Below are 18540 nucleotides of genomic sequence, written 5' to 3'. Positions count from 1 at the left end.
CGCCGCCGTGCATCCACCCGGATATGGGAGCACTCGAGTACTGGTTCGGCACCGGGGACGGCGACCCGAGCACGTGGACCTCGGCGGCAGATCTCGACCTGGGCGGGGCCGGCCTGCTCGACGCGGTGCGGTTGGACTTCGACGGCGACGCAGCCGTGGACGACGCGATGTGGGACTTCGACGGTGACGGGACCGTCGACCGGGCGGTGCTCGACGTCGGCTCCCGCTACGCCCGGTACTTCGCCGACCCCACGCACACCGGGGTCTGGGGGCACGAGGTGTCGGCGGCCGGGCCGGCCCCCCGTCCCGGACCGGCCCCCGAACCCGGCCCCGCATCCGAACCCGGCCCGGGGCCTGCGCCGACCGGCTGGCGCACGGTGGACCACGACGGCGACGGCGCGACCGACGACGCGGTCGCGGACTTCGACCACGACGGGACGCCGGACGTCGTGCTGGTCTCCACCCGCGACGACGGCCGCTACGACACGGTCCTGGTCGCGGAGGACGAACCGGACCGGCTGTCGGTGCGTCTCACCGACAGCGACGGCGACGGCCGCCTCGACTCGGTGCGCCGCGACATCCCGTGACGGTCAGCGCGTCGTACGCCGCGAGTTGAGCGCGATCGCCGTCAGTCCCAGCGCGTACACGCCGGCCCCGGCGAGGACCAGCCCCAGCGAGTGCCCGTCCGGGGCGACCACGGTGGCCGCGGCCGCGAGGGAGGCACAGAACGCGATGTTGAAGACGGTGTCCTGCAACGCGAACACCTGGCCGCGACGGTCGTCGTCGATCTCGATCTGCATCGCCGCGTCGCCGGTGAGCTTGACGGTCTGGCCGGCGAAACCGAGCAGGAACGCACCCACCAGCAGCAGGGGCTGCGACAACGACGCGATGAGCGTGGCCTGCACGACGGTCGCGAACCCGAGCGCGACGGTGACCGTGCGGGGGCGGTCCAGGCGGGGGATCAGCCACGGCGTCGCGAGCGCGGCCACCAGCATCCCGGCGGCGGTGGCGCCCACCGCGACACCGAACCCGGCGAGCCCGCCGGGCAGCGCGGACCCGGACGCCGGATCGCGCAGGATCAGCACCATCAGCAGGGTGTTGATGCCGAACACGACGCGGTGCGCCCCGATGCCCAGCATCGCCGTCGTCACTCCCGGCGCCGCCCACACCGCCGTCGCGCCGGTGCGCAGCCCCGCCAGCACCGCCGCCACGGTGCCGGGCGTGCCGGGGCCGCCGACGTCCGGCTCGGCCGGTCCGTCCGGCTCGGCCGGTCCGAGGGCGTGCAGCGCGAACCCGCTCACCGCCCACGCCGCGACCACCGACCCCACGGCGCCCGCCGCCACCGCGACCCCGGAGCCGAGATCGCCCTCGCCCACCGCGCCGATGATCGCGACGGCCGTGCCCGCTCCCAGTGCCGAGAACACCGACGCTGCGGTCGCGAGCACGGAATTGGTCGGCACCAGCCAACTCTGCCGCACCACGTGTGGCAGGGACGCGGAGACGCCGGCCAGCACGAAGCGGCTCACGCCGATCGTGGCGAGCGCCAGGATCAGCAGCGGTGTCTCCCCCGCCCCGCTGAGGAGCAGGACCGCGATCACCAGGATCAGACTGCCGCGCAGCAGGTTTGCCCACAGCAGCACCGCGCGGCGGTCCCAGCGGTCGAGCAGGGCGCCCGCGAAGGGGCCGAGCACCGAGTACGGCAGCAGCAGCACCGCGAAGCCGGCCGCGATCGCGAGTGGTTCGGTCCGGCGTTCCGGGTTGAACAGGATCGCGCCGCCCAGTGCGGCCTGGAACAGCCCGTCGCCGAACTGGCTGGCGAAGCGGACCGCCGTCAGTCGGGCGAGGCCGGGCGAGTGGCGCAGTGTGGTGGCGGCGGTGGCCCACGACTCCCGAACCGAACTCCATCTGCGCACACGCCGACCCTATCGGCCGGCTGTCGCCGCCAGCTCGGTCCGCCACCACCGCACGGTCTCGGTGGCGGCCTGCGCCAGCGGGGTCGGCGCGAGGTGCAGCCGCCGCTCGCTGCGACGGCTGTCCATGACGTACGGGGCCTCGAACTGGTAGAGCATCTCGGCCAGTTCCCGGGTGGGGCGGTGGACGGTGCCGAGCGCGCGGAGCAGACCACCCGGCAGTGTCCCCACCTTCGGCGGCCGCACCTGCGCCGCGTGCGCGTACGCCTCGACCATCTGCCGCTGCGTCACCGCAGGCGCGGTGGGCGCGTGGAGCACCGAGTTCCACAGCGCCGGGTCGTGCGCCGCGGTGATCATCGCCGCCGCCAGATCGGGCACGTACGTGAACGAGTGCTCCACGTCGGCCCGTCCCAGCACCCGGATGGTCTTCCCGTTCAACACCGACGGGACCACCCGCTCCCCCGCGTGCGCGGTCCGGACACGCGGACCGAAGAAGTCGGACGCGACGACGCTGACGGTCGAGGTCGGGTGCGCGGCCCGGGCCGCGAGCAGCCGGGTGCGGACTCCGAGCTTGCCGCTCGTCGCGTCACGGGGACCGTCCTCGGTCATCACCCCGTCGGGACGCCCGTACGAATAGAGGCTCTCGGGGAACACCACGACGGCACCGACCCGGTGCGCCGCGTCCATGACGGTCTGCTCGGCGGCGGGCAGTTCCCTCTCCCACGCGCGGACGTCGTATGCGGAGCCGTGGATGCAGTGGAACACCGCGGACGCCCCCTCGAGTGCGGGTCCCAGGGCGGCGGCGTCGGAGACGTCCAACTTCCGACGTTCGATCCGCGGATGATCCGGACCGCTGCCCGAGCGCGTCAGCACCCGGACGTCGTGGCCGGCCTCGGCGAGTTGCTCGGCGACGGTCCAGCCCACGGGGCCGGCTCCGGTCACTACCTGCAGGTTCGACATGGCGTGCTCACTTCCTCGAAAAGTTTTCGGTTGTCGAGAGCACTGCTCTCGTTTCTGAGACTGCGCTCTCTCGCCAGCCTTGTCAAGAGCAGTGCTCTCTTTTGTTGACAGTGCTCTCTAGGCTCGGGCAGGGTGGGGACATGACGACCACGCCGCGCGAACGCGCCCGCGAGCAGACGCTCGCCGAGATCACCCGCATCGGGCGCGAGCACCTCGCGACGGAAGGCGCGGCGGCGCTGTCGCTGCGGGCCGTCGCCCGGGACCTCGGGGTGGTGTCGTCGGCGGTGTACCGCTACGTCGCGAGCCGCGACGAGTTGCTGACACTGCTGGTCGTCGACGCCTATTCCGAGCTGGGCACGGAGGTGGACACCGCTGTCGCGGCCGTGCCGGCGGACGACCATCGCGGGCGGTTGCACGCGCTCGCCCGGGCGGTCCGGGCCTGGGCGTTGCGGGAGCCGGCCCGGTACGCGCTGCTGTTCGGCAGTCCGGTGCCGGGCTACCACGCCCCGGCCGATCGCACGACCGGCCCGGGTACGCGCGTCGTCGTCGGGCTGATCGCCGTCATCGAGGACGCGCACCGGGCCGGTGCGATCGCGCTGCCGGCCACGCCGCTCGACCCGGGACTGGCGGGCGATCTGCGGCGCATCCGCAGCGAGATGGCGCTCACGATCCCCGACGAGCTGCTCGCCCGCGGCGTGACGGCCTGGGCGGCACTGTTCGGTGCGGTCAACTTCGAGGTCTTCGGGCAGTATGGCGCCGACACCTTCGCCGATCCGGCGGCGCTCTTCGAGCATCACCTGGTGGTTCTCGATCAGATTCTCGGACTCGCGTGAGGTGCCCCGAGGTGGTCGACGACACGTCGCCCGCTATACCCCCACGGGTATAAAGTGTGAATCGAACGACCCCTCCGGGGGTCTGGAGAAAGCGAGCAGAGTGGCTCTACTGTCGAAGCTGTTCCGCAAGTCGTACGGCGTCGTCGACGTCCACGAGGCACGGGCACTGGTCGAGCGGGGCGCGGTCCTGCTGGACGTGCGGTCCGGTGCCGAATGGGAGTCCGGGCACGCGCCCGAGGCGACCCATCTGCCGCTGCACGAGGTGATCGAAGGTGGCCGCGACGCCGTCGGCGACCGACCCGTCGTCGCGATCTGCCGATCGGGCGGCCGGTCGGCCACGGCGGCCCGCGTGCTCGCCCGCGCGGGTGCCGAGGCGTACTCGGTGCGCGGCGGGATGGACGCGTGGCGGCGTGCCGGCCTGGACGTCACCGCCTGACACCGCACATTCGAAAGGTGACCCGACATGGCACTTCCGAAGCATTCCGGCTGGTCCATCGAACGGATCGTGCCGCTTCTCGGCGGCTCGGTGGTGGGCGCGAGCCTGCTGCTCGGGCGTGAGCACTCCCCGAGGTGGCGCGGCCTGACGGCGTTCGCCTCGGCGAATCTCGTCCTGTACGGGGTCGTCGGCTGGTGCCCCATGAGCCTGTTCCTGCAGAAGCTCGGGGTCCCGCGCGCCGTCGCGTGCCCGGTGCCCTCCGCCGACCGCGACAACCCCGCCGCGTAGACGCGACACGATCGACCGATTCAGTGCCTCCCGAATCGGCCTCGTCGATGAGATGATGGCCGAGTGGCGCACTCGGACGAACCTGAGGATCGCACTGCGTCGGCGCAGCCGGGGGTGCGGCCGGGCAGCCTGCTGGTGTCGACGCCCGACCTGTTCGAGGCGACGTTCCGCCGCACGGTCGTCTACATGATCGAGCACAACGACGCCGGCAGCCTCGGTGTCGTGATCAACCGCCGCAGCGAGACGTCGGTGCAGGAGATCCTGCCGCAGTGGGCGCACCTGGCCGCGGACCCCAAGGCCGTCTACGCCGGGGGCCCGGTGACGCGGGACGCCGCCCTGTGTCTGGCGACGCTGCGGGTCGGCGCGGACATCTCGGGGATCCGGGGGCTGCGCCGCATCGACGGCCGGGTGGCGCTGGTCGACCTCGACGCCGACCCCGACACCGTCGCGCCGGTGATCGAGGGGCTGCGTGTCTTCGCCGGGTACGCCGGATGGAGCCTGGGGCAGCTGGACTCCGAGATCGATCAGTACGACTGGATCGTGGTGTCGGCGTTGGCCTCCGACGTCGTCAGCCCACCGCGCGCGGACCTGTGGGCGCAGGTGCTGCGTCGCCAGCCCATGCCCATCGCGCTCCTGTCGACGCACCCCGTCGACATCGACCTCAACTGACCGCTCCCCCGCATGCCTGAACGGGAATTCACGGCACACGTGCGGGTCGGTCGCGTGCCGCCGTTTCCCGTTCGCGCGCCTCCGACCGGTCTAGTCGACGAGTGCGCGCCGGACCGCCTCGATCGCCAGGGTCCGGGCCACCACCGTCGCCCGACAGTCCCGCAGGCTGTCGAGCATCAGGAAGTCGTGCACCATCCCGCCGACCCGGACGGCCGTGACGTCCACGCCCGCCGCTCGCAGCTTCGCGGCGTACGCCTCCCCCTCGTCGCGCAGGACGTCCGCCTCGTCGGTGATCACCAGGGTGGTCGGCAGCGCCGCCAGTCGCTCCTCCGACGCCTGAAGCGGCGACGCGTACACGTCCTGCCGCTGCGCAGGATCGGGAATGTACTGGTCCCAGAACCACTTCATGCCGTCGCGGGTGAGGTAGTAGCCCTCCGCGAACTGGAGGTACGACGCGGTGTCGAAGTCGGCATCGGTCACCGGGTACAGCAGCACCTGGGCGCGCAGGGGCACCTCACCGCGTTCGACGGCCATGAGCGCCAGCACCGTGGCCATGTTCCCGCCCACCGAATCGCCGCACACCGCCAGGCGGGAGGTGTCGAGGCCGTACTCGCGGCCCTGCGCGGCCACCCACCGGGCGACCGCGTAGTTCTGCTCGATCTGCACCGGATACTGCGCCTCCGGGGCGCGGTCGTACACCGGGAACACCACGGCCACCCCCGCCCCGACGGACAGTTCGCGCACCAGTCGGTCATGGGTGTGCTCGTCGCCGAAGACCCAACCGGCGCCGTGGATGTAGATCAGGACGGGTAGATCGCCGGACGCCTCGACGGGTCGCAGGATGCGGGTTCGGACCGTCCCGCGGGGGCCCGCGTCGACGTCCACCCACTGCTCCTCCACCAGTGGCTTCGGTACGTCGGCGCCGGACTGCAGGTCCGCCAGGATCTTGCGACCCTGCTCGGGCGGCACCTCGTAGATCCGTGGGTGCGGGGCGGTCGCCTCGGTCAATTCCTTTGCGGCCGGCTCCAATACGGGATCGGGTGGATCGGGCAGTCGGGACATCGCGAGCTCCTTCACGTAGGCCACCGGCCGCGTACCCGGTGGGCCGAGCCGCGAAACGGCGCGGGGCGCTCGTCAGTGCGCGAAGTGGCGGGCCTTCGAGTGGATGGCGACGCCGTCCTGGCGCAGGTAGTCGCAGACGGTGACGATGTCGTCGAACAGCAGGCGAGCCAGGTCGGCGCTGAAGCCTTCCCGGACCACGACCCGGAGTACCGCGACGTCGGACGCGTCGTCGGGCATCGTGTACGCGGGCACCTGCCAGCCGCGGGCGCGGAGTTCGTGGGAGATGTCGAAGACGGTGAAGTCCTGCTCGCCGGTGAGCTCGAAGGCCAGGACCGGGATGGCGGAACCGTCGCTGATGACGTGGAAGTCGCCCTGCTCGGCGAGTTTGCCGCTCAACCACGTCGCGGTACCGCGCAACGCCTTCATGATGTTGCGGTAACCGGAGTGGCCGAGGCGCAGGAAGTTGTAGTACTGGCCCACGATCTGGTTGCCGGGGCGCGAGAAGTTGAGCGTGAAGGTGGGCATCTCGCCGCCGAGGTAGTTCACCCGGAACACCAGTTCCTCGGGCAGGTGCTCGCTGTCGCGCCACACCACGAACCCGATCCCCGGGTACGTCAGGCCGAACTTGTGGCCGCTCACGTTGATCGACACCACCCGCGGAATCCGGAAGTCCCACAACACGTCCGGGTCGAGGAACGGAACCACGAAGCCGCCGCTGGCGGCGTCCACGTGGAGCGGGACGTCCGGCCCGCCGCTCTCGGCCAGCCGGTCGAGCGCAGTGGCGATCTCCTCGACGGGCTCGAGTTCCCCGGTGTACGTGGTGCCGAAGATCGCGACCACCCCGATCGTGTTCTCGTCCACCGCGGCCGTCACCTCCTCCGGGGTGATCACGTACCGGCCGCGCTCCATCGGCAGGTACACCGGTTCCACGTCGAAGTAGCGGCAGAACTTCTCCCACACCACCTGGACGTTGCTGCCCATCACCAGTTTCGGGCGCGATGCGTCGAGTCCGTCCCGTTCACGGGCCTGGCGCCACCGCCACTTCATCGCCAGCCCGCCGAGCATCACGGCCTCACTCGACCCGATGGTCGAGACACCGGTCGCCGACGCGGGGTCGGTCTCGGACAGACCGGGCGCGTGGAACAGTGCCGCCACCATGTTGACGCAACGCTGTTCGATCGCCGAGGTGGCCGGGTACTCGTCCTTGTCGATGAGGTTCTTGTCGAACGTCTCGGCCATCAGGGTGCCGGCCTCGGGATCCATCCACGTGGTGACGAAGGTGGCGAGGTTGAGCCGGGAACTGCCGTCGAGCATGAGTTCGTCGTGGATGAACCGGTACGCGGCCCGCGGATCCATGTCGTCCCGGGGCAGCCGCAGGGCGGGCACCGGATCCGTGGCGATGCGGCCCGTGTAGGCGGGCATGATGACGTCGCGGGACTCGTGGTGGTGATGGTGGTTGCTCACGTTCGCCTCCGAAGAGATCGCTGCCACTGCCGACACTGGGGCTCACTCGGGACACTGTCGAAGCTGTCCTCCATTGAACCCCAGCGGCCGCGGCGGCGGGCGCGAACGCGATGCGGTCAGGTGGAGACCGGCTCCGGATCCGTCCGCTTGGCGTAGCGCTGGGCCAGTGCGGCGCACACGATGAGCTGGATCTGGTGGAAGATCATCAGCGGCAGCACGATGAGGCCGACGGGCTGCCCGGCGAACAGCACCGACGCCATCGGCAGACCCGTCGCCAGACTCTTCTTGGAGCCGCAGAAGACGATCACGATGCGGTCCGGCAGCGAGAAACCGAGTCGTTTGCCGGCGACCGCGGTCACCCCCAGCACCACCACCAGGATGAGGATGCACACGACGACCACCGCGGCGACCTCGAACACCGTCACGGTGCTCCAGATGTGCTCCTTCATCGACTCACTGAACGCCGAGAACACCACCAGCAGGATCGATCCCCGGTCGACGAGCTTGGTCGGCTCGGCGTAGCGCTGCAGCCAGTCGATGACGAGCGGGCGGATCAGCTGGCCCACCAGGAACGGCAGTAGCAGCTGCAGGACGATGTCGATCACCGACGAGAAGTCGACCGTCGCCTCCCCGGTCGTGTTCATCAGCAGGATCACCAGCACCGGCGTGATGAAGACGCCCAGCAGGTTCGAGAACGACGCGCTCACGATCGCGCCCGCGACGTTGCCGCGGGCGATCGAGGTGAACGCGATCGACGACTGCACGGTCGAGGGCACCAGGCACAGGTACAGGACGCCGGTGTACATCTCGTCGGTGATGACGGTGGGCACCAGGATGCGCAGAGCCAGGCCGATGAGCGGGAACAGCACGAACGTCGCCGCGAACACGACCGAGTGCAGGCGCCAGTGCTTGAGCCCCTGCAGGGCCTCCGCCGGCGACAGCCGCGCACCGTAGAGCAGGAAGAGGAATCCGATCGCGATCTTGGTGGCCCAGTCCAGGACGGTCTCGCCGGTGCCGGATACCGGGAACAGGGTGCCGAGGACCGCGACCACGATGATCGAGAGAATGAACCCGTCGATGTAGAACCTGCTCAGAAACCTCACCGCTCAACGGTATATGGACCCGAATCGATCATGAAAGTTGTTCATTGCGTTAACTGTGATCGCGATTCGTGATAGGCAGGGTGCGTGTTCGATCCCGTTCTCCTGAAAACGTTCCTGGCCGTCGAGCGGACCGGCGGCTTCACGGCCGCCGCCCGCGTCCTCGGGCTGCGCCAGTCCACCGTCAGCGGGCACATCGCGCGGCTCGAGAAGGTTGCGAGCCGGGAGCTGATCACCCGCGACACGCACACCGTCGAACTGACCGCCGACGGCACCGCGATGGTCGGTTTCGCCCGCTCGATCCTCGACGCGCACGAGCGTGCCGACCGCTACTTCGCGGGCTCGACGCTCACCGGCCGACTTCGGTTCGGGGCCGCGGAGGACCTGGTCGCCAAGGGGCTGCCGCAGATCCTGCGAGACTTTCGGCGCACGCACCCGCTCGTCGATCTGCAGCTCACCGTGGGGCTCAGCCGCGCCGTGCACGCCGAGCTGCGTGCCGGCGACCTGGACCTGGCGTTCGTGATGCGGCGCCCCGGTGAGACGCACGGAGAGCTGGTGTGGCGGGACCGGCTGGTGTGGGGCGGGACGGCGGAGTCCCGGTGGGACCCGGGGACACCGGTGCCGCTGGTCGTCTATCCCCCGCCGAGCATCACGCGGGCGTGCGCGCTCGACACACTCGAGGCGGCGCGGCTGCCGAGCCGGGTCACGTGCCTGGCGAACAGCCGCGCGGGCCTGCGGGCCGCGGTGCTGGCCGGACTCGGGATGATCGTGCACGCGAACTCGCTGCTGCCGACGGAGCTGCGGCCCGTCGGCGACCGGCTGGGCCTGCCCGATCCGGGCGATGTCGAGTTCGTGCTGCTGGGCCGGCCCGGACCGCCCAGCGATCCCGAGACGGCGCTCATGGAGGCTATCCGGGCGTCCGCGCTGTGACGGCGATCAGGGGCGCGCGGGCCGCCGGTCGGCGAGGCTGTTGAGCGCACCGGCGATCTCGTCGGCGCGTGGGGTGGTGACGGTCAGCCGGTCCCCGTTCGCGAACGTGACGAGTACCGCCGGTCCGGTGCGGGTGACGACACCGTAGTTGCCGGGACCCTTCCGCTTGAGCCCCCAGCCCCCGAAGTCCTGGAACGGCCGGATCTCCACGACACGGGCCGAGAGCACCTCGTCGGTGCCGTACTCGATCGCGGACATCCCCATGTTCTGCACGCGGATGCCGTCGGCGTCGACGACGAGACGGAACTGCAGCAGCGCCACCCCGAGCACGACGATCGGGACGTAGATCCACAGCGGCCACCACGCGCCGGCCAGCCAGCACACGAGAGCCGCGGGCGCGGTGACGGCCAGTCCGGTCGCGAGCAGCCCGCCCGCGGACATCCCGACCTGGTCGCTCACGGGCAGGTCCACGGCTCGGCGCGGCAACGAGGCCGGGGGCGGCTCGGTGGCGACGGACCGAACTCGCTGATCGCGCAGCCGCGACGCACCGATCAGGCCGGCGACGGCACCGGCCACGACGCCCGACACGATTCCGGAGACCGGCAGCGGCGAGTCCGTGGCGGCCGAGGCGTCGAGCTGCTCGACGACGGTGGTGATCTGCGCGGCCACCATCAGGCCGACGACGGCGAGGCCGACGATCAGCATCACGCGCCGCGTCATCAGCTGGGCCTGCGCGAGCGCGGCGATGGCGCAGCACCCGCCGCCCACGACGACCACCAGCGCGGCGACCGTCCACGCGCTCGCGACGGGGCTCATGTACCCGTCGGGCGAGTCACCGGACCAGTGGGTCGCGATCTCGTCGGGCAACCGGGGCTCGAGAACGTAGGTCAGGACGACGCCCGCGGCCGCGGCCAGCACCGGCAGCACGATGCCGAACAGGACGCCCGCCGGATCGACGACGCGTGCGCCGTTGGTGGGTGTGGTCACACCCGGGATTCAACCAGTCAGGCCGGTTCGCAGGCGCCCTTGAGGCTGCACGCGCCGCAGGAGGTGCCGCAGCCGCTGGTCTCGGGGACGGCCGCGGCCGCGCGGGAACCGAGGGTGCCGCCGGCGGCGGTGAGGAGGAAGGCGGCCACGACGGCGACGATCGCCGCGGCGACCGGCAGGACGCCGTCGAGCAGCACGCCCGCCAGGCCGCCGATCACCAGCACGCCGGCAGCGGCCAGCATCGTGGGTGCGGCGACCTTGTTGGCCAGCGCGAACGTCTCGTCGTCACGCAGGGATTCGGGGGTGCGCACACCGGCCCACCGGTTGCGCCCGAGTCGACCGGTCAGTCCGGCGACACCCAGTGCGCCGATGGCGACAGCGGCGACGAACAGGACCACAGCAACAATGACCACGCGTCCACGATAGGCCCGGTCGGACGGGAGTGTGCCTGCGGGGCCGACCAGGCTTTACCCTGGTTGGCGGAATTCCCGTCATCCAAGTAGATAGCGACCACAGTGACCGAGCCAGTTCAGCACGCCCCCTCCCCCGACGACTCGACGCCGCAGCACCGCTACAACGCGGAGCTCGCCGGCCGGATCGAGAAGCGCTGGCAGGATCTGTGGAGCGACCGCGGGACGTTCGACGCGCCCAATCCGGTGGGGCCGCTGGCGCCCAAGGACGGATCCCCGGTCCCGGCCGACAAGCTGTTCGTGCAGGACATGTTCCCGTACCCGTCGGGCGCGGGTCTGCACGTCGGTCACCCGCTCGGGTACATCGCCACCGACGTCTTCGCGCGGTACCACCGCATGCAGGGCCGGAACGTGCTGCACACCCTCGGTTACGACGCGTTCGGTCTGCCGGCCGAGCAGTACGCGGTGCAGACGGGCACGCATCCGCGCACCACGACCGAGGCGAACATCGCGAACATGCAGCGTCAGCTGCGCCGCCTGGGCCTCGGTCACGACGAGCGCCGTTCCGTCGCGACGACGGACGTGGACTTCTACCACTGGACGCAGTGGATCTTCCTGCAGATCTACAACGCCTGGTACGACACCGCGCAGGGCAAGGCGCGTCGCATCTCCGAGCTCGAAGCCGAGTTCGCCTCGGGTGAGCGCACTCTCGAAGACGGCCGCGACTGGGCGTCGCTGGACGCGGTCGAGCGCAGCAAGGTGCTCGACTCGTACCGCCTCGTCTACCACTCGGATTCGATGGTCAACTGGTGCCCGGGTCTGGGCACGGTGCTGGCCAACGAGGAGGTCACCGCGGACGGCCGCAGTGAGCGCGGCAACTTCCCGGTGTTCCGGAAGCACTTGCAGCAGTGGATGATGCGCATCACCGCGTACTCCGACCGGCTGGTGGACGACCTCGAGTACCTGGACTGGCCCGAGAAGGTCAAGTCCATGCAGCGCAACTGGATCGGACGCTCGCACGGTGCGCAGGTCAAGTTCGACTCACACGGCCACGACATCGAGGTGTTCACCACCCGCCCGGACACGCTGTTCGGTGCCACGTACGTGACGCTGGCCCCCGAGCACGAGCTGGTGGACCAGCTGGTGGCGGCCGAGTGGCCCGCGGGCGTCGACCCGCGCTGGACCGGCGGCGCCGCCACCCCCGCCGAGGCCGTCGCGGCGTACCGCGCGTCGATCGCCGCCAAGAGCGATCTCGAGCGCCAGGAGAACAAGGAGAAGACCGGCGTCTTCCTGGGCGTCTACGCCGTCAACCCGGTCAACGGGCACGAGCTGCCGGTGTTCATCGCCGACTACGTGCTCACCGGCTACGGCACCGGCGCCATCATGGCCGTCCCGGGCCACGACCAGCGCGACTGGGAGTTCGCCACGGCGTTCGGCCTCGACATCGTGGAGGTCATCGAGGGCGGGGACCTGTCGGAGGCGGCGTACACCGGCGACGGTCCGTTGGTGAACTCCGAGTACCTGGACGGGCTGAGTGTCGCCGACGCCAAGAAGGCCGTCATCGCCCGGCTCGAGGCGGACGGCGTCGGGACGGGCACCATCCAGTACAAGCTGCGCGACTGGCTGTTCGCGCGTCAGCGTTACTGGGGCGAGCCGTTCCCGATCGTCTACGACGAGCAGGGTGTGGCGCATCCGTTGCCGGAATCGGCTCTGCCGGTGGAACTTCCCGAGGTCGAGGACTACGCGCCGGTCTCGTTCGATCCGGACGACGCCGCTTCGGAACCGTCGCCGCCGCTGGCGAAGGCGGTGGACTGGGTCAACGTCGAACTGGACCTCGGCGACGGCCTGAAGAGCTACCACCGTGACACCAACGTCATGCCGCAGTGGGCGGGCAGCTCGTGGTACCAGCTGCGCTACATCGACCCCACCAACAGCGAGCAGTTCGTCGCGCCCGAGAACGAGGCCTACTGGACCGGCCCGCGCCCGGACGTCCACGGCCCGGGCGATCCCGGCGGCGTCGACCTGTACGTCGGCGGTGTCGAGCACGCGGTGCTGCACCTGCTGTACTCGCGGTTCTGGCACAAGGTGCTGTTCGACCTGGGCTACGTCAGCTCGAGCGAGCCGTACCGCCGGCTGTACAACCAGGGCTACATCCAGGCCTACGCGTACACCGACGAGCGCGGTGTGTACGTGCCGGCCGCGGAGGTGACCGAGGAGGGCGGCAAGTTCTTCCACCAGGGCGCCGAGGTCGAGCGCGAGTACGGAAAGATGGGCAAGAGCCTCAAGAATTCCGTTGGGCCGGACCAGATCTGCGACGAGTTCGGTGCCGACACCCTGCGCGTCTACGAGATGGCGATGGGTCCGCTGGACACCTCTCGGCCGTGGGCCACCAAGGACGTCATCGGCGCGCACCGGTTCCTGCAGCGGGCGTGGCGCACCGTCGTCGACGAGGAGACCGGCGACGTGCGCGTCACCGACGCCGAGCCGTCGGAGGGCACGCTGCGCGCCCTGAACAAGACGATCGTCGGGGTGAGTGAGGACTACGCGGCGCTGCGCGACAACACCGCGGTGGCCAAGCTCATCGAGTACACCAACCACCTCACCAAGGTGTACCCGGCCGGCGCCCCGCGGGCGGCGGTGGAGCCGCTCGCGCTCATGCTCGGCCCGGTTGCCCCGCACCTCGCGGAGGAACTGTGGTCGCGGCTGGGTCACACCGAGTCCCTCGCCCACGGCCCGTTCCCCGTCGCCGACGAGAAGTGGCTGGTCGAGGACACCGTCGAGTACCCGATCCAGGTCAACGGCAAGGTCCGCAGCCGCATCGACGTCGCCACCGACGCGTCGAAGGAGGACATCGAGAAGATCGCCCTCGCGGACGAGAAGATCGTGGCCCTGCTCGACGGCAAGGACCCCCGCAAGGTGATCGTCGTGCCCGGCAAGATGGTCAACGTCGTCCTCTAGTCGCAACAGCAGAGAAGGGTCCCTTCGCGCGCTCCCAGCGCGTGAAGGGACCCTTCAGCTGTTCACGGACGGGCGGTCAGCACTCCGACGGGGCGGGCTCGCCCCGCAGACGGGCGTCGACCCAGTCGAAGGCCCCGGGATTGCCGAGTGCCTCGCCCAGGAAGTGCTCGCCGGGGACCTGGCGGTAGACGGCGGCGACGCCGTGGCCGCACTGCTCGTCGAACAGATTGCGCGCGCCGAGCGCCGGGATCCAGAACTCCTGGCCGCCGTTGTAGATGTACAGCGGCGTGCCGGACGTCAGGTCGGCCATCTTCGTCTTGGCGTAGATGTCTTGCGCGACATCGGAATCGAGCGCGTCCGGAATGTTCGCGAGTGCCTCGGCCGGGATCCCGAGGACGCCCGACGCTCCGAGGTTGATCATGCACTGGTCCTTGATGGACGACAGGCCGGCGCGTCGGCCCAGACCGTTGATCAGCGGCAGGATCTCGGTGTTCTCGCGCGAGATGCCGAACGCCGCGGCCAGGAACAGTCCGCCCGCGAGGTTGCCGTTCATGGTGCGTCCGAGCATCTCGAAGTCGGCCGGTACGCCGCCCATCGCCGCGCCGACGATGTCGGAGGCGAGTTCGGGGGCGTACGAGTCGATCAGCTTGACCGCGCCGTGCGTGGCGATCGATCCGCCGGAGTAGCCCATCATCGCGAGCCTGCTGGCGCCGAACTCGGCCGGGAACTCGCTGCGCATGCCCCGGATGCTGTCGAGGATCGCGTGTCCGGCGACGTAGGGCTCGCCGTAGGCCATGCGCGGGCCCTCGTGGTCCACGATCAGCACCGCGTACCCACGCTCCTCGGCACGGGTGGTGACCGGGCGGATCAGTTCGAGGAAGTTGGTCGACGGTGTGATTCCGTACGCGAGTGTGTGTGACGGTGTGCAGGCCCGCCCGAGGCTGTTGATCGGCACGTTGTTCACCAGTACCGGCCGCGGACCCGGACCGGGCCACGGGGTGGCCGGCACGACGAGCGTGGCGGTCGCGAACGACGGCGCGCCGGACGAGTCGGTGGACTTCACCTTCATCTGCCGGACCTCGCGCACCGGCCCGCGCAGCAGTCCACGGGCGACCGGCGTGACGTCCCGGGTCTCGATCACCTGACCGTTCGCCATGCCGGGCAGGCCCGCGGGGTAGTCGTCGAAGAACGGGTCGCCGACGGGGGCGGGCAGCATCCCCGCGCGGAGGGTCTCGAGCGGCGGCGGCGCCAGATCGGGTTCGGGCACAAGCGATCCGACCGCGCCCGGGATCCAGGAACCGAACGCGGACCGTGCGAGCGACGCCGTCCCCCACGATCCCGTGATCGGGTTGGTGCCGTTCGATCCGGTGCCGTCCGAGCCGGTGCCGTCGGTCAGCGATCCGGGGCCGATGAACCCCTGTCCTGCCGCGCTGCCCGTCGAGCCGACGCCGCCGATGCTGGTGTCCGGCAGAGCGCTGCCGCTCGACTGGGCGGCCGCGGTGCCGGCGGCGCCCGTCCCGAGCACGACACTCACCGCGAAGGCGATGACGATCGCCGGACCCCAGAATCCCCCACGCTGGTTTGGCATGCGCCGGAACCTACCCAAGGCACTTCGTGCCCGTGCGCGTTTTCGGTGGACCCGGCTACCGAAACGGCGCACGGGTGCCGGAGGCGCCTCAGTAGTAGACGGCGATCGGCCCGTTGGGCCCGCTCATGCACGCGACCGGGGTGTCGAAGACCCGGCTGAGCGTCTCGTCCACCAGAATCTCTGCGGGCGTACCGAACTCGACCACCTGGCCGTTCTTCATCGCGCAGATCCGGTCCGCGTAGTGCGCGGCGAAGTTGATGTCGTGCAGCACGATCACCACGGTGCGGCCGAGCTCGTCCGCCACCTTGCGCAGGTGCTTCATCATCTGCACCGAGTGCTTCATGTCGAGGTTGTTGAGCGGCTCGTCGAGCAGGATGTAGTCGGTCTCCTGACACAGCACCATCGCCACGTAGGCGCGTTGGCGCTGCCCACCCGAGAGCTGGTCGAGGTAGCGGCCCTCGAGTTCGGTGAGTCCGAAGAAGTCGACGGCGCGGGTGATGGCCTCCTCGTCGGTTCGGGTGATCCGACCCCCGAGTGCGGGAACCGGCCGAGGCCCACCAGCTGGCGCACCGTCAGGCGGGTGACGAAGTGGTTCTCCTGGCGGAGAATCGAGACGATCTTCGCGAGGTCCTTCGAGCGCGTACGGGTGACGTCGTGGCCACCGATCTCGATGCGGCCGGCGTCGGGTCCGAGGAGGCGTCCGATCATGGTCAGCAGCGTCGACTTGCCGGCCCCGTTGGGGCCGACCAACGCCGTGATCCCGCCCGCCGGGATCTCCAGGTCGACGGGCCCGATCGTCACCGAAGCGCCGTAATCCTTGCGGACTCCCTTGATTTCGATCACAGCCTGCCCTTTCGCAGAATCACGACGAGGAACGTGGCGCCGCCGACGGCCTCGATGATGATCGACACCGCGCCCTGCGCGTAGAAGATGTTCTTGAGCGCGAAGTAGGCGCCGGTGAGGATGACGAACGCGGTGAGCACGGCGACCGGGAAGACGAACCGGTGGTCGTGGGTACCGGCGAACTGGTAGGCCAGCGTGGCAACGAGGAAGCCCAGGAACGTCATGGGCCCGATCAGGGCGGTGGACACGGCCATGAGCACCGAGACCAGGAACAGCACGATCATCACCTCGCGGCGATGGTGCAGGCCCAGGTTCGTGGTGACGTCGCGTCCCATCGCGACCAGGTTGAGCCGACGGGCCCGCCACCACAGGGCGCCCGCGGCCGCGACGCACAGCGGCACCGCCAGCGGCAGGTAGGCGACCTCGGCGTTGGAGATCGATCCGAAGAGCCGCGCGGTGAGGACGTCGAACTCGCTGGGCGTGAGCAGGCGCTGCATGAACGCCGACACCGATCCCAGTCCGCCGCCGAGGACGATGCCGACCAGCAGCATCACCTGCATGTTTCCGTTCCTGCCCGACAGCAGCCAGCCGTAGAGCACCATCGCGAACGCCACCATGAGCAGCAGTTGCAGCGCGAATTGCGGCACGCCCTGCAGCGCCGTCACGCCGGCCGCGCCGAGGAAGAACACCGACGCCGTCTGGATGGCGACGTAGAGCGCCTCGAACCCCATGATCGACGGCGTGATGATCCGGTTGTTCGTCGCCGACTGGAACGCGACGGTGGCCACCGCCTGGCACACCGCGACCACCGCGATGACGACCAGACTGGTGGCCCGCAGCTCGGCGATCCGCCAGAATCCCGGGGATCCGATGGGCATCGGGTTCCCCCATGCGAGCAGGCCGAACGCGAACGCCACTGCCAGGGCCGCCAGCACGCCCACGGCGAGCCAGTAGCGGCGGCGGTCCCGCGGGGTGGCGAAGGCGCCCGACCCGGTGCGCGGGCGGGCGACCGGGGCCTCGGTGACGGCGGGGAGCGGCTGGATCTCAAGCATGGCGGCGGCTCCGCAGCAGCATGGCGACGAACACGACGGCGCCGACGACGCCGAGGATCAGGGAGACCGGGACCTCGAACGGCGCGATGACCGTCCGCGCGATCAGGTCGCAGACGGTCACGATCGCGACGCCCAGCAGGCACACCCACGGCAGGTTGCTGCGCAGGTCGTCGCCGCGGATCATCGACACGATGTTGGGGACGATCAGCCCCAGGAACGGCAGGTTGCCGACGACGACCGTGACCACGCCGGTCGCGACGGCGATCAGCCCCGTCCCCAGCAGGATGATGCGGTTGTAGTTCAGCCCGACGTTGGTGGCGATGTCCTCGCCCAGGCCGGCGACGGTGAAGCGATCGGCCGCGACGAACACGGCGACCGCGACGACGGCCACGATCCACAGCGCCTCGTACTGACCGCGGATGGCCGAGGTGAAGCTGCCCGCGAACCAGATACCCAAGCTCTGCAACGAGTCGGTGGTCAGCGCGAGGTAGGAGGTGATGGCGCCGACGACCGCGCCGAGCATGATGCCGACGATCGGCACGATCAGTGACGACGTCAGAGCGACGCGTCGCAGGAACAGGAAGAAGATCATGGTGCCGACGAACGCGGCGACGATGGCGCCGATCATCCGCGGCATCAGGCCGGCGCCCGGCGCGACGATCATCATGATCATCAAGCCGAGGCCCGCCCACTCGGTGGTGCCGGTGGTGGTGGGTTCGACGAACCGGTTCTGCGTCAGGAGCTGCATCACCAGTCCGGACATGGCCATCGCGGCACCGGCCAGGACCAGCGCGGCGGTGCGCGGAATGCGAGTGATGTTGAACATCTCCCAGCCGGCCTCGCCGTCGAAGATGTCGAACACGCCGGTGAACAGCGAGAGGATCAGCAACACGCCGACGCCGAGGAAACCGAGCAGCAGTTTCCAATCGAACAGGCGGCCCTTGTCGGCGGGCTTGTCGCGGACCGGGACGGTCGGTGCACTCATCGGGGGGTCTTCCGTGCGGTGATCGCGCCTACCGTCCCGTGGTGCCGGCTCCTGGCGCGGCACCA

17 protein-coding genes and 1 pseudogene are annotated in these 18540 nt (G+C 70.2%); 7 read left to right on the top strand and 11 right to left on the bottom strand.

Features of this window, described 5'->3' with window-relative positions; all coding sequences use genetic code 11:
* The first annotated feature begins 23 nt into the window (after positions 1-23).
* Positions 24-587 carry a hypothetical protein gene (locus tag E7742_RS18540; RefSeq protein WP_137800282.1) on the top strand — a complete coding sequence of 188 codons (564 nt, stop codon included), beginning with the start codon at positions 24-26 and terminating at the stop codon, positions 585-587.
* A 3-nt stretch (positions 588-590) separates the two neighbouring features.
* On the opposite strand, the gene E7742_RS18535 is transcribed toward E7742_RS18540, so the two are convergent.
* Complete coding sequence (locus E7742_RS18535) at positions 591-1913, bottom strand: MFS transporter (RefSeq protein ID WP_137800281.1); 1323 nt, start codon at positions 1911-1913, stop codon at positions 591-593.
* A gap of 9 nt (positions 1914-1922) precedes the next feature.
* Positions 1923-2870 (bottom strand): NAD-dependent epimerase/dehydratase family protein, encoded by a 948-nt coding sequence (locus E7742_RS18530; protein ID WP_137800280.1) that lies wholly within the window; start codon positions 2868-2870, stop codon positions 1923-1925.
* 140 nt (positions 2871-3010) lie between these two features.
* On the opposite strand from E7742_RS18530, the gene E7742_RS18525 reads away from it, so the two are divergent.
* The 4 genes from E7742_RS18525 (at position 3011) to E7742_RS18510 (ending at position 5096) form a co-directional block, all read left to right on the top strand.
* Positions 3011-3703, top strand: a complete 693-nt coding sequence (locus tag E7742_RS18525; protein WP_137800279.1) for a TetR/AcrR family transcriptional regulator — start codon at positions 3011-3013, stop codon at positions 3701-3703.
* A gap of 100 nt (positions 3704-3803) precedes the next feature.
* Complete coding sequence (locus E7742_RS23545) at positions 3804-4139, top strand: rhodanese-like domain-containing protein (RefSeq protein WP_254699062.1); 336 nt, start codon at positions 3804-3806, stop codon at positions 4137-4139.
* A gap of 27 nt (positions 4140-4166) precedes the next feature.
* Entirely contained in the window at positions 4167-4427 is a 261-nt protein-coding gene (locus E7742_RS18515) for a YgaP family membrane protein (protein ID WP_137800277.1), read from the top strand.
* Between the two features lie 63 nt (positions 4428-4490).
* Entirely contained in the window at positions 4491-5096 is a 606-nt protein-coding gene (locus tag E7742_RS18510) for a YqgE/AlgH family protein (RefSeq protein ID WP_137800276.1), read from the top strand.
* Positions 5097-5186: 90 nt separating this feature from the next.
* Here E7742_RS18510 and E7742_RS18505 read toward each other — a convergent pair whose 3' ends face one another.
* From E7742_RS18505 to E7742_RS18495, 3 genes are all read right to left on the bottom strand, one after another.
* Positions 5187-6158, bottom strand: coding sequence for an alpha/beta hydrolase (locus tag E7742_RS18505; protein WP_137800275.1), 972 nt, complete (start codon positions 6156-6158; stop codon positions 5187-5189).
* A gap of 72 nt (positions 6159-6230) precedes the next feature.
* A complete protein-coding gene (locus E7742_RS18500; RefSeq protein ID WP_137801299.1) occupies positions 6231-7580 on the bottom strand; it encodes a glutamate decarboxylase in 1350 nt (449 codons plus the stop codon).
* A 158-nt stretch (positions 7581-7738) separates the two neighbouring features.
* Positions 7739-8725, bottom strand: coding sequence for a bile acid:sodium symporter family protein (locus E7742_RS18495; RefSeq protein WP_137800274.1), 987 nt, complete (start codon positions 8723-8725; stop codon positions 7739-7741).
* Positions 8726-8809: 84 nt separating this feature from the next.
* On the opposite strand from E7742_RS18495, the gene E7742_RS18490 reads away from it, so the two are divergent.
* Complete coding sequence (locus E7742_RS18490) at positions 8810-9652, top strand: LysR family transcriptional regulator (RefSeq protein WP_137800273.1); 843 nt, start codon at positions 8810-8812, stop codon at positions 9650-9652.
* Between the two features lie 6 nt (positions 9653-9658).
* Here E7742_RS18490 and E7742_RS18485 read toward each other — a convergent pair whose 3' ends face one another.
* Complete coding sequence (locus tag E7742_RS18485) at positions 9659-10639, bottom strand: DUF1648 domain-containing protein (protein ID WP_137800272.1); 981 nt, start codon at positions 10637-10639, stop codon at positions 9659-9661.
* Between the two features lie 17 nt (positions 10640-10656).
* Positions 10657-11052 (bottom strand): SdpI family protein, encoded by a 396-nt coding sequence (locus tag E7742_RS18480; protein WP_137800271.1) that lies wholly within the window; start codon positions 11050-11052, stop codon positions 10657-10659.
* Between the two features lie 102 nt (positions 11053-11154).
* Between E7742_RS18480 and leuS the strand changes: the two genes are divergently transcribed.
* Entirely contained in the window at positions 11155-14007 is a 2853-nt protein-coding gene (leuS, locus tag E7742_RS18475) for a leucine--tRNA ligase (RefSeq protein WP_137800270.1), read from the top strand.
* A 76-nt stretch (positions 14008-14083) separates the two neighbouring features.
* Here leuS and E7742_RS18470 read toward each other — a convergent pair whose 3' ends face one another.
* The 4 genes and pseudogenes from E7742_RS18470 to E7742_RS18455 all read right to left on the bottom strand — a co-directional run bounded on the left by E7742_RS18470 (position 14084) and on the right by E7742_RS18455 (position 18475).
* A complete protein-coding gene (locus tag E7742_RS18470; protein WP_137800269.1) occupies positions 14084-15595 on the bottom strand; it encodes a lipase family protein in 1512 nt (503 codons plus the stop codon).
* Between the two features lie 88 nt (positions 15596-15683).
* Positions 15684-16438: pseudogene (locus tag E7742_RS18465) on the bottom strand (iron ABC transporter ATP-binding protein).
* Positions 16435-17490, bottom strand: coding sequence for an iron chelate uptake ABC transporter family permease subunit (locus E7742_RS18460; protein WP_137800268.1), 1056 nt, complete (start codon positions 17488-17490; stop codon positions 16435-16437). Before E7742_RS18460 ends, E7742_RS18465 begins: the two are co-directional and overlap by 4 nt.
* The gene (locus E7742_RS18455) at positions 17483-18475 is read right to left on the bottom strand and encodes an ABC transporter permease (protein WP_137800267.1); all 993 of its coding nucleotides are present in this window, start codon (positions 18473-18475) and stop codon (positions 17483-17485) included. The genes E7742_RS18460 and E7742_RS18455 overlap by 8 nt, the downstream gene beginning before the upstream one ends.
* Between the last annotated feature and the right edge of the window lie 65 nt (positions 18476-18540).

The sequence above is a fragment of the Rhodococcus sp. SGAir0479 genome (genome assembly GCF_005484805.1).
Classification (GTDB): domain Bacteria; phylum Actinomycetota; class Actinomycetes; order Mycobacteriales; family Mycobacteriaceae; genus Prescottella.
The sequence above is the reverse complement of the archived record's forward strand: the minus strand, read 5'-3'. Positions and strand labels throughout refer to the sequence as shown.

Bases quoted from the DNA above. Each gene is read 5' to 3' on its own strand.
- E7742_RS18540 (WP_137800282.1), top strand. From the start codon at position 24: ATGGGAGCACTCGAGTACTGGTTCGGCACCGGGGACGGCGACCCGAGC.
- E7742_RS18530 (WP_137800280.1), bottom strand. From the start codon at position 2,870: ATGTCGAACCTGCAGGTAGTGACCGGAGCCGGCCCCGTGGGCTGGACC.
- E7742_RS18525 (WP_137800279.1), top strand. From the start codon at position 3,011: ATGACGACCACGCCGCGCGAACGCGCCCGCGAGCAGACGCTCGCCGAG.
- E7742_RS18515 (WP_137800277.1), top strand. From the start codon at position 4,167: ATGGCACTTCCGAAGCATTCCGGCTGGTCCATCGAACGGATCGTGCCG.
- E7742_RS18505 (WP_137800275.1), bottom strand. From the start codon at position 6,158: ATGTCCCGACTGCCCGATCCACCCGATCCCGTATTGGAGCCGGCCGCA.
- E7742_RS18500 (WP_137801299.1), bottom strand. From the start codon at position 7,580: ATGCCCGCCTACACGGGCCGCATCGCCACGGATCCGGTGCCCGCCCTG.
- E7742_RS18470 (WP_137800269.1), bottom strand. From the start codon at position 15,595: ATGCCAAACCAGCGTGGGGGATTCTGGGGTCCGGCGATCGTCATCGCC.
- E7742_RS18460 (WP_137800268.1), bottom strand. From the start codon at position 17,490: ATGCTTGAGATCCAGCCGCTCCCCGCCGTCACCGAGGCCCCGGTCGCC.
- E7742_RS18455 (WP_137800267.1), bottom strand. From the start codon at position 18,475: ATGAGTGCACCGACCGTCCCGGTCCGCGACAAGCCCGCCGACAAGGGC.